Origin of the sequence: uncultured Maricaulis sp. (genome assembly GCF_905480005.1) — a bacterium.
GTDB lineage: Bacteria > Pseudomonadota > Alphaproteobacteria > Caulobacterales > Maricaulaceae > Maricaulis.
The window spans coordinates 19,147-28,256 of record NZ_CAJQOO010000094.1 but is presented as its reverse complement, the minus strand read 5'-3'; the positions used below and the strand labels follow the sequence as shown (position 1 = coordinate 28,256).

At 62.6% G+C, this 9,110-nt stretch carries 10 protein-coding genes; 8 read left to right on the top strand and 2 right to left on the bottom strand.

Annotated elements, in window-relative coordinates:
- The 8 genes from QZ266_RS08915 to QZ266_RS08880 form a co-directional block, all read left to right on the top strand.
- Window positions 1–264, top strand: a 264-nt coding sequence (locus QZ266_RS08915) for an acyl-CoA dehydrogenase family protein (protein WP_295694148.1), incomplete at its 5' end; no start/stop codon positions are given.
- A gap of 27 nt (window positions 265–291) precedes the next feature.
- The gene (locus QZ266_RS08910; RefSeq protein WP_295694145.1) at window positions 292–1,431 is read left to right on the top strand and encodes an acyl-CoA dehydrogenase; all 1,140 of its coding nucleotides are present in this window, start codon (window positions 292–294) and stop codon (window positions 1,429–1,431) included.
- Between the two features lie 32 nt (window positions 1,432–1,463).
- Complete coding sequence (locus QZ266_RS08905) at window positions 1,464–2,255, top strand: SDR family oxidoreductase (protein ID WP_295694142.1); 792 nt, start codon at window positions 1,464–1,466, stop codon at window positions 2,253–2,255.
- Window positions 2,256–2,321: 66 nt separating this feature from the next.
- Window positions 2,322–3,551 carry an acyl-CoA dehydrogenase family protein gene (locus tag QZ266_RS08900; RefSeq protein ID WP_295694139.1) on the top strand — a complete coding sequence of 410 codons (1,230 nt, stop codon included), beginning with the start codon at window positions 2,322–2,324 and terminating at the stop codon, window positions 3,549–3,551.
- Window positions 3,552–3,553: 2 nt separating this feature from the next.
- On the top strand, window positions 3,554–5,266 hold the full coding sequence (locus QZ266_RS08895) for a class I adenylate-forming enzyme family protein (protein WP_295694136.1): 1,713 nt from the start codon (window positions 3,554–3,556) through the stop codon (window positions 5,264–5,266).
- Complete coding sequence (locus QZ266_RS08890; protein ID WP_295694134.1) at window positions 5,266–5,727, top strand: MaoC family dehydratase; 462 nt, start codon at window positions 5,266–5,268, stop codon at window positions 5,725–5,727. The genes QZ266_RS08895 and QZ266_RS08890 overlap by 1 nt, the downstream gene beginning before the upstream one ends.
- A 34-nt stretch (window positions 5,728–5,761) precedes the next feature.
- Window positions 5,762–6,682, top strand: coding sequence for an SDR family NAD(P)-dependent oxidoreductase (locus QZ266_RS08885; protein ID WP_295694132.1), 921 nt, complete (start codon window positions 5,762–5,764; stop codon window positions 6,680–6,682).
- 26 nt (window positions 6,683–6,708) lie between these two features.
- Window positions 6,709–7,683, top strand: coding sequence for an NADPH:quinone oxidoreductase family protein (locus QZ266_RS08880; RefSeq protein ID WP_295694129.1), 975 nt, complete (start codon window positions 6,709–6,711; stop codon window positions 7,681–7,683).
- Window positions 7,684–7,767: 84 nt separating this feature from the next.
- Here QZ266_RS08880 and QZ266_RS08875 read toward each other — a convergent pair whose 3' ends face one another.
- Window positions 7,768–8,172 carry a DUF805 domain-containing protein gene (locus QZ266_RS08875; RefSeq protein WP_295694127.1) on the bottom strand — a complete coding sequence of 135 codons (405 nt, stop codon included), beginning with the start codon at window positions 8,170–8,172 and terminating at the stop codon, window positions 7,768–7,770.
- Between the two features lie 55 nt (window positions 8,173–8,227).
- Window positions 8,228–8,953, bottom strand: a complete 726-nt coding sequence (locus QZ266_RS08870; protein WP_295694125.1) for a DUF4328 domain-containing protein — start codon at window positions 8,951–8,953, stop codon at window positions 8,228–8,230.
- Between the last annotated feature and the right edge of the window lie 157 nt (window positions 8,954–9,110).

Here is a 9,110-nt window from a genome sequence, read left to right as displayed (position 1 = left end):
ATGGAGCGCGTTGCTGACGAGGCGAAGGCCGGGCAGGGCATGGGGGCCAACTCCTCGATGCTCAAATACTATGGCACCGAGCTCAACAAGCGCCGCCTCGAACTGATGGTGGATTCGGCCGGCCAGGACGGCCTCGAATGGGGCGCGGATGATGATGTCGCGGCCAATTGGCTTCGCACCAAGGGCAATTCGATCGAGGGCGGTACGTCCGAGGTTCAGCTCAACATCATTTCCAAGCGCATTCTCGAATTGCCGTCGGCCTAGACGCCGCACCACAGGGGAGAGACCATCATGGCCATGGTGCTCAATGAAGAAGCCGGCATGCTCAAGGATGCCGCCCGCGGATTTCTCGCGGACAGTGCGCCGATCGCACAGATACGCAAGCTGCGTGACACGGAGTCCGCGGACGGATTTGATCGCAAGACCTGGGCCGCCATGGCCGAGATGGGCTGGACCAGCGTCCTCGTTCCGGAAGACCAGGGCGGGGTGGAAATGGGTCATGTCGCCGCCGGCGTCATTGCCGAGGAGATGGGGCGCACGCTGACCGCCTCGCCCTTCCTGTCGACCGCGATCATGGGCGCCACGGCGCTCACCCGCTTCGGCTCCGTCGGGCAAAAATCGGAATGGCTGCCGCGCATTGCGGCGGGCGAGGCCATCACGGCCGTCGCCGTTGACGAAGGCCGCAAGCACAACCCGTCCAGCGTCACCACAAGGGCGGAACGCTCCGGAAACGGTTTCAGGCTGTCCGGGCGCAAGAGCTTTGTCGCTGAGGGCCATGTCGCAGACATGATGATTGTCTCGGCGCGGACTGCCGGGAGTGACGCGGACGCCGAAGGTGTCTCGCTCTTCCTCGTCCCGATCGATGCGGCCGGGCTGACAGTGGAGCGCATCAAGACGGTCGACAGCCGCAATTACGCGACCATTACCCTCGACGGGGTAGACGTGACCGCAGACGCGGTTCTCGGTGAGGTCGATGGCGGGTCCAAGGCGCTTGAAGCTGTTCTTGATGCCGGCCGCGCCGGCCTGTCTGCGGAGATGTCGGGCTCGGCCCAGCAATGCCTCGAGAGCACGGTTGGCTATATCAAGGAGCGCAAGCAGTTCGGTCAGATCATTGGCACCTTCCAGGCGCTGCAGCATCGGGCAGCGCACCTCTATTCCGAGGTCGAGCTGGGCAAGTCGATTGTGCTCAAGGCGCTCCAGACACTGGATGCCGCGCCTGATCATGCGGCCATGATGGTGTCGGCGGCCAAGGCCAAGCTCGGCCAGGTCGCCCAGCTTGCCGCCCAGGAGGGCGTGCAGATGCACGGCGGAATGGGGATGACGGACGAATTCGATATCGGCTTCTTCATGAAGCGGGTCCGTGTGGCGGAGGCGCTCTACGGCGACGCCAATTACCACGCCGAGAAATTCGCGCGGATGCGGAATTACTGATCAGCGACGCGGATTGGGCGAAGGAGATACGGATGGATTACCAAGGCAAGGTGGTCGCGATCACCGGCGGCGCGCGCGGGATTGGCCTGGCCATGGCGCAGGCTTTCCATGCACAGGGTGCGAAGATCGCCCTGGCGGATCTGGCCGGCGCGGAAGAGGCCGCGGCGAAATTCGGCGGTATCGGCATGAAGGTCGATGTCACGCGGGAAGCGGAGATCGGTGCGTTTCTCGACAAGGCCGAGGCCGAGTTGGGCCCGGTCGATGTCTATGTGTCCAATGCCGGCATATTGCGGACCGATGAGCCGAGCTGGGATGCGGCCGGTGCGGATGACAAGGCCTGGCACGACAGTTTCGAGGTCAATGTGATGGGCGCGGTTCGCGGCGCCCGACAGGTTTGGCCACGCATGAAGCCGCGCGGAGGCGGGGTTTTCGTGATCGTCGCATCGGCGGCGGGATTGCTGGCCCAGATCGGTGCCTCCTCTTATACTGCGTCCAAGCATGCCGCCGTTTCCTTCGCGGAGAGCATGGCCATCGCGCACGGCGATGAAGGCCTCCAGGTCGTGTGTGTATGTCCGCAGGCCGTGCGGACGGACATGCTTGGCGGCAGTGAGGATGGCGGCATTGCCGGGGCTGACGGGGTCGTCGAGCCGCTTGATGTCGCGGCCGAGACGATCGCGGCGATCGCGGAGAAACGCTTCCTGGCGCTGCCACATGAAAACGTCCCGGCTTATGAGCGGGCGCGCGCGAATGAGCGCGATCGCTGGCTCGGCGGGATGCGCAAGTTTCGCCGCATGATGGTCGGCGCTCGCGGCCGCCCGGTTTAGACACGGGTCCGGCCGAACAGAATTCGAAGACCAGTAACAACGATTAGAAGATCAAAGGGGAGAGATATGGATCTCGGTGTTTCAGAGCGAGTCAAACCGCTCATCGAGCAGGTTCGCGCCATGGTGCGCGACGTCGTCATGCCGCTGGAGGCAGAGTATCACGCCGAGATCGGCAAGAGCGGCGACCGATTTGCCTTCACCGACCGCCAGACCGAGATCCTGGAAAGCCTCAAGGCCGAGGCCCGCAAGCGGGGCCTGTGGAATTTCTGGCTCACCGGGTCGGACCGCGGCTATGGCCTGTCGACGGTCGAATATGCCTTCCTCGCCGAGGAGATGGGCTGGTCACATCTGGCTGCCGAGACGTTCAACTGCTCCGCGCCGGATACCGGCAATATGGAAGTCATCGAGCGCTACGGAAATGCCGAGCAGAAGAAGAAATATCTCGAGCCGCTGCTCGCGGGCAAAATGCGCTCGGCCTATCTGATGACCGAGCCGGACGTCGCATCCTCGGACGCCACCAATATCGCCTTTTCCGCTGTCGAGGACGGCGATGAATGGGTGCTCAATGGCGAGAAATACTGGGCATCCGGCGCCGGTGATCCACGCTGCGCCGTCTATGTCCTGATGACCCGGACCGAGGGGGAAGACGCCCCGCGCCATGGTCGTCACTCGCAATTCCTGATCCCGTCCGACCTTCCGGGCATCGAAATCCTGCGCCCGATGACCGTCTTCGGTCATGACGACGCGCCTCACGGCCACATGCATATCCGTTTCACCAATGTGCGTGTGCCCAAGGATTGTCTCATTCTCGGCCGTGGTCGCGGATTCGAGATTTCCCAGGGACGTCTCGGGCCGGGCCGTATCCATCACTGCATGCGGGCGATTGGCCAGGCCGAGCGGGCGCTCGAACTGATGTGCCGCCGCTCCTTGTCGCGGACCGCTTTCGGCAAGCCGCTGGCCAAGCTGGGCGCCAATTATGACATCATTGCCGAGCGTCGCATGGCGATCGAGCAGGCCCGGCTTCTTTGTCTCAAGGCGGCCTGGATGATGGATCAGGGCGATCCGCGCGCCGCTGCGCCGTGGATCTCGCAGATCAAGGTTGTCGCGCCGCGCGTGGCGCTGGAAACGGTGGATGAGGCCATGCAGATGCATGGCGGAACCGGCGTCTCCCAGGACACGCCGCTGGCGGCCATGTGGACCGGCCTTCGCACCCTGCGCTTCGCCGATGGTCCCGATGCCGTGCACCGCATGGTCATCGGTCGCAAGGAACTCAAGCCATACGCCAATGAGGTCTGAGCATGGCCGAGCGTAAACCAGCCCCGCCGCGGGCCGTTCTCGAGCAGATCGCCCGCCAGGTAACCGAGGCGGAAGAGGTGCTCAATGTCGCCGAGACGGACGTGTTGGGCGTGCGTCAGAAAGCCTATGTCAACGCGCCGGCCGATCTGCGCTTTCTATTGCTCAAGGCGATGGAGCATGGCGACAAGACGGCGGTCGTCTTCGAGGACCAGCGCTGGTCCTTCGCCGATCTGGCCGCGCGATCGGTTGCGGTCGCCAATGCGCTGATCGACCACCACCGGGTCAAGCCGGGCACGCGTGTGGCGCTGGCGATGCGCAATTGCCCGGAATGGATGGCGTGCTTCCTCGGCGTTATCGCCGCGGGCGGTGTCATCGTGCCGCTCAATGGCTGGTGGACGAGCGAGGAAATGGCGTTCGGCCTGGAGGATTGCGGCGCCAAGATCGTGATCGCCGGGGCGCGCCAGATCGAGCGTATTCGCCCGCATGCCGGTCGCCTTGGCCTGACGCTCATTTCCGGGCGCGACGAGATCGACGGGGTCGCGGACACATTTGATCGCATGGTCGCCGCCGGCGCCGGCAAGGCGCCGCCGGAACTGGTCATCGAGACCGACAGTGATTTCGCGATCTTCTACACATCGGGCTCGACCGGGAAGCCGAAGGGCGCTGTCCTGACCCATCGGGGGGCGGTGACGACAATCCTGTCCTTTGCCCTTCTGGGGGCAGCGCTCAAGCTTGCCAATGGCAATGATGAATTCGTTGATGGCGATCCGGGTGTTCTGGTCTGTCTTCCGCTCTTTCATTGTACCGGTTCGCACGCCGTCTTCATGCTGTCGGTCTTCGCCGGCCGCAAGATGGCGCTGATGCGCAAATGGGATGCCGGCGATGCGGTCGATCTCATCCAGGCGGAGAAGCTGACCGACATGGTGGGCGTGCCAACCATGTCGCATGAGCTGACCCTGGAGGCCGAGCGCCGGGGCGAGGTTCTGGAGACGCTTCAATCCATGGGAACGGGAGGCGCCAAGCGTCCCGAGGCGCATGTCGAGAAGATCAATGACGTATTCCCCCAGGCCTGGTCCTCCTCGGGTTATGGCCTGACCGAGACCAATGCGCTGGGTACGTATAACGGGCTGGCTGAATACCAGGCCAAGCCAGGCTCCTGCGGCGCGCCGCTGCCGGCCGTCACCTTCATCAAGACGGTCGATGAAAACGGCGCGGAAACCCCGACCGGCGAGCCGGGCGAGGTGTGGATCCAGTCGCCCGGCGTTTTCCGGGGCTATCTCAACCAGCCCGAGGCTACTGCGGACGTGCTGACCGAGGATCGCTGGTTCAAGACCGGGGATGTCGGCATCATTGACGAGGACGGCTTTCTGTTCATCGTCGACCGGATCAAGGACATGCTCCTGCGCGGTGGCGAGAATATCAGCTGTCTGGAAGTGGAGGGCGCTCTGGCTCACCATCCGGATATTCTCGAAGCTGCGGTGATCGGTATTCCCGATGAACGCCTGGGCGAACGCGTCGGTGCGGCGATCTTGCTGCGCGACGGGGCGAGCCTGTCCGATGAAGACCTCAAGGCCTTCCTCAAACCGCACCTGGCCCCGTTCAAGATCCCCGAGCATGTCTGGCGGATGGACCAGGCCTTGCCGCGTGGTGGAACCAGCAAGATCGACAAGCCGGGGCTTCGCAAAATGCTTTTGAAAGACGGGGAGACGGCCTGATGCCGATACTCAACAAGGACGAGATCGCGGCTGCGGTCGGAACCGTGATCGGCGTGTCCGACTGGACCGAGATCAGCCAGGACCAGATCAATACCTTTGCCGATGTCACGGATGATCATCAATTCATCCATATCGATCCCGAGCGTGCGGCCAGCGAAACGCCTTTCGGCGGCACGATCGCGCACGGGTTTCTGACCCTGTCCATGCTGTCCTCGATGGCGGCGGGCACAACGATCGTCATCGACGGCATCGTCATGGGGATCAATTACGGCTTCGAGAAAGTCCGCTTCCTGACACCCGTACGGGCCGGAAAGCGTGTTCGTGGTCGCTTCACCCTGGCCGATGCGGTGGAACGCAATCCGGGCCAGTGGATGCTCAAATATGAGGTGATGGTTGAGATCGAGGGCGAGGACAAGCCGGCGCTGATGGCGCAATGGCTCACCCTCCAGATCCTCGGCTGACCGGACCGCAAATCAAGCAAGGAATTGAGACGTTATGAGTGAACTTCGTTTCGACGACCGCGTCGCTATTGTCACCGGGTCCGGTCAGGGCCTGGGTCGGACCCACGCGCTGGCGCTGGCATCGCGGGGCGCCAGGCTGGTCATCAATGATCTGGGTGGCTCGCTGGACGGCACCGGGTCGGGTTCGGCCGCAGAAGATGTCGCCGCTGAAATCCGGGACGCGGGCGGTGACGCGATCTCCCATCGGGCCAATGTCACCAAGACCGATGAAGTCGCCGACATGGTCAAGCAGGCCATGGACAAATGGGGCCGGGTCGACATCCTGGTCAATAATGCCGGCATTTTGCGCGACAAATCCTTCGCCAAGATGGAGCTGGATGACTTCCGCGCTGTGGTCGATGTCCACCTGAACGGGTCGGCGGTTTGCACCAAGGCTGTCTGGGACATCATGCGCGAGCAGGAATATGGCCGCATCGCCATGACCACCTCATCCTCGGGCATGTACGGCAATTTCGGGCAGTCCAATTACGGCGCCGCCAAGTTCGGCCTGGTCGGGCTGATGAACACGCTCCATCTGGAAGGCGCGAAGTATAATATCCGTGTGAACGCCCTGTCGCCGACCGCGGCGACGCGCATGACGGAAGGCCTTCTTCCGCCTGCTGCGCTGGATCTGATGACCCCGGAATCCGTGTCCACGGGCCTTGTCTATCTGGTCAGTGAAGACGGGCCGAGCCGGACAATCCTGTGTGCCGGAGCGGGCGGGTATGCCGTCACCAAAATTCACGAGACGGACGGCATCTATCTGCCACCGGAACAGCAGACGCCGGAAAATGTCGCGGCACGTTTTGCGGAAATCGCCGATGAGGCGGGCCAGAAAGAATTGAAGGCCGGTGGTGAGCAGACGATCAAATTCCTCACCAAGGCAGCGGCCCATGCGGGCGTGAAACTGGGCTGACCCCCACAACAGGAGACGCCAAAATCATGAAAGCGCTTATCTGCAAGGAATTCGGTCCCGAGGACCAGCTCGTCGTCGAGACCATTGAGGCCCCGGCCATCCAGCCGGGTCATGTCCGCATTGATGTGAAGGCTGGGGGGCTGAATTTCCCTGACCTGCTCTGCGTGCGCGGGCAATACCAGTTCAAGCCGCCCCTTCCTTTCGTGCCGGGCACGGAAGGCGCGGGCGTGATCGCCGAGCTGGGCGAGGGCGTCGACACGCTCGCGGTCGGCGACAGGGTTCTGTTCAACACGCCGGTTGGGGCCTTTGCCGAACAGGCTGTGGTTCCGGCTGCGGCGGTGACGCCAATCCCGGAGTCGATGCCCTATGACGCGGCGGCCGGTCTGACGATTGTCTATGGCACCTCCTATCATGCCCTCAAGCAGCGAGCCTTGCTCAAGCCGGGTGAGAGCCTGCTTGTGCTGGGTGCCGCCGGCGGTGTCGGTCTGGCCACGGTCGAGCTTGGCAAGGCCATGGGCGCCCGTGTCATCGCGGCGGCCTCGAGTGATGAGAAGCTGGCAGTCTGCAAGGAACATGGCGCCGATGAACTGATCAATTACTCGACCGAGGACCTCAAGGCCCGGATCAAGGAATTGACCGGCGGCAAGGGCGTCGACGTGATCTATGATCCGGTCGGTGGCGACTACGCCGAAACCGCCTTCCGCGGCATCGCGCCGGGTGGGCGTCACCTGGTGATCGGCTTTGCTGCCGGCGATATCCCCAAACTCCCGCTCAACCTGCCGCTTTTGAAAATGGCCAGCGTTGTCGGTGTGTTCTGGGGTGCCTGGGCCGGGTCCGTGCCGGGCGGCCACAAGCAGAATATGGACGAGCTCTTCGAGATGTTTGAAGCCGGCAAGATCAAGCCGCATGTCGCCGGGACCTACAAGCTCGAAGATTTCCTTGACGGCTTTGACGCCCTCTCCGGTCGCAAGGCGATCGGCAAGGTCATCCTTGTGCCCTGACTGGCTTCAAGGCGTGAACCGGGATGCAAGAAGGGCGCGACCAGCAGGCCGCGCCCTTTTCATTTTGGTCCGCGCTTTGCGGGATCAGGCAAAGATTTCGCCCGAAACATCATCCTTGGGGTCATCCCCGTACTGGTTTTCGCCCGGCGTGCCGGGCAACAGCATCAAGACAAAAAGGATCAGGCCACCGATATAGGGGATCAGGCCCAGCAGGTAGAGCCAGCCTGTCTTGTCACTGTCGTGCAGGCGCCGCACCGTGACGGTGATGTTCGGGAGCAATGTTCCGATTGACCAGACCGCGATCAGGATCAGCGAAATCGTGGCCCCGATTTCGCTCGTCTCCGGCGAGATGGCGACCATCGGAATAATCATCACAAACATGAGCAGGATCTGGGCGAGCCACCACCACCAATACTCGGCGCGGCGAGCGCGTCCGTTGAAGTTCGCATAGTTGCCGAAAATGCTTCTGACAGCATCAATCATGTTCATCGAGGGACTCCGTTACGCGGATATTGGGTGTTTCTGGTCGTCCGGCGTGGCCGGATCAGGCGAAGATTTCGGCCGGCTGGACCAATTGCAATTCCTTCAGCTGGCTTGCCAGGCGCAGGAGGAAGAAGGCGGACAAGCCTATAATGACGGCCAGGGCGCTGCCGTAGAGCTGATAGCTGACATAGGCGTCCACCGAGCCGGGGGTCAGCATGAAGTCGATCTGGCTCGCCGGGAAAAGGCGATCCCCAATACCGACCAGCGAGCCTGCGACCCAGAACCCCCACCACAGAGGAATGAGCGGGGTCGTCGGGCCTTCTCCGCCGGGATGGAGCGCGTGCCAGGCCTCCACCATGCCATTTACCGGCTTGTAGAGGCTGGCGAACGGCACAATGTGCCAGAGCCAATAGCCGTGCGGGCTCATCTTGACCTGGTCAGGATAGCGCAGGCGCGCATTGTAAATCGATCGCGCCATGAAACAGGCATAGGCGATCGCGCAGGCGAAATAGCTGGCGAGGAAGGCGATGCTGGTGCCGACCTGGCCATAATCGACGATATAGGCCTGGGTGAGGAGAAAGGCGTCCGGTGCGTCGGTTGCAAACAACGCCGGAACCACGACCGCAGCATGAAGATTGGACACGATCATTGCTCCGCTCGTGACCAGGAATACGACGAACAGGATGCGGAACCATGTCCAGCGGGCGGTGATCGGTCTGGCGACCTTGGTGTCAGCCGCAACCGTCCCGGAAGCCGTTTCCGGCTTTCCAGCAAACTCATCAACCACAACGATTCCCCCACCCCGCAACTGAAGGTAGATTATACAAACCGCGCCGCGCACAACCAGTCGAAAGGCGAGGGACGGGCATTCCTTTCCACAGGTTCGAAGCTTGACCGCGCGAGCCGTCGGCTCATCATCTAGCCACGCTAGTACCCAATCCCGG

Coding starts and splice junctions, on each gene's coding strand:
- QZ266_RS08900 (WP_295694139.1), top strand. CDS start 2,322: ATGGATCTCGGTGTTTCAGAGCGAGTCAAACCGCTCATCGAGCAGGTT.
- QZ266_RS08875 (WP_295694127.1), bottom strand. CDS start 8,172: ATGAACATGATTGATGCTGTCAGAAGCATTTTCGGCAACTATGCGAAC.
- QZ266_RS08910 (WP_295694145.1), top strand. CDS start 292: ATGGCCATGGTGCTCAATGAAGAAGCCGGCATGCTCAAGGATGCCGCC.
- QZ266_RS08890 (WP_295694134.1), top strand. CDS start 5,266: ATGCCGATACTCAACAAGGACGAGATCGCGGCTGCGGTCGGAACCGTG.
- QZ266_RS08885 (WP_295694132.1), top strand. CDS start 5,762: ATGAGTGAACTTCGTTTCGACGACCGCGTCGCTATTGTCACCGGGTCC.
- QZ266_RS08895 (WP_295694136.1), top strand. CDS start 3,554: ATGGCCGAGCGTAAACCAGCCCCGCCGCGGGCCGTTCTCGAGCAGATC.
- QZ266_RS08880 (WP_295694129.1), top strand. CDS start 6,709: ATGAAAGCGCTTATCTGCAAGGAATTCGGTCCCGAGGACCAGCTCGTC.
- QZ266_RS08905 (WP_295694142.1), top strand. CDS start 1,464: ATGGATTACCAAGGCAAGGTGGTCGCGATCACCGGCGGCGCGCGCGGG.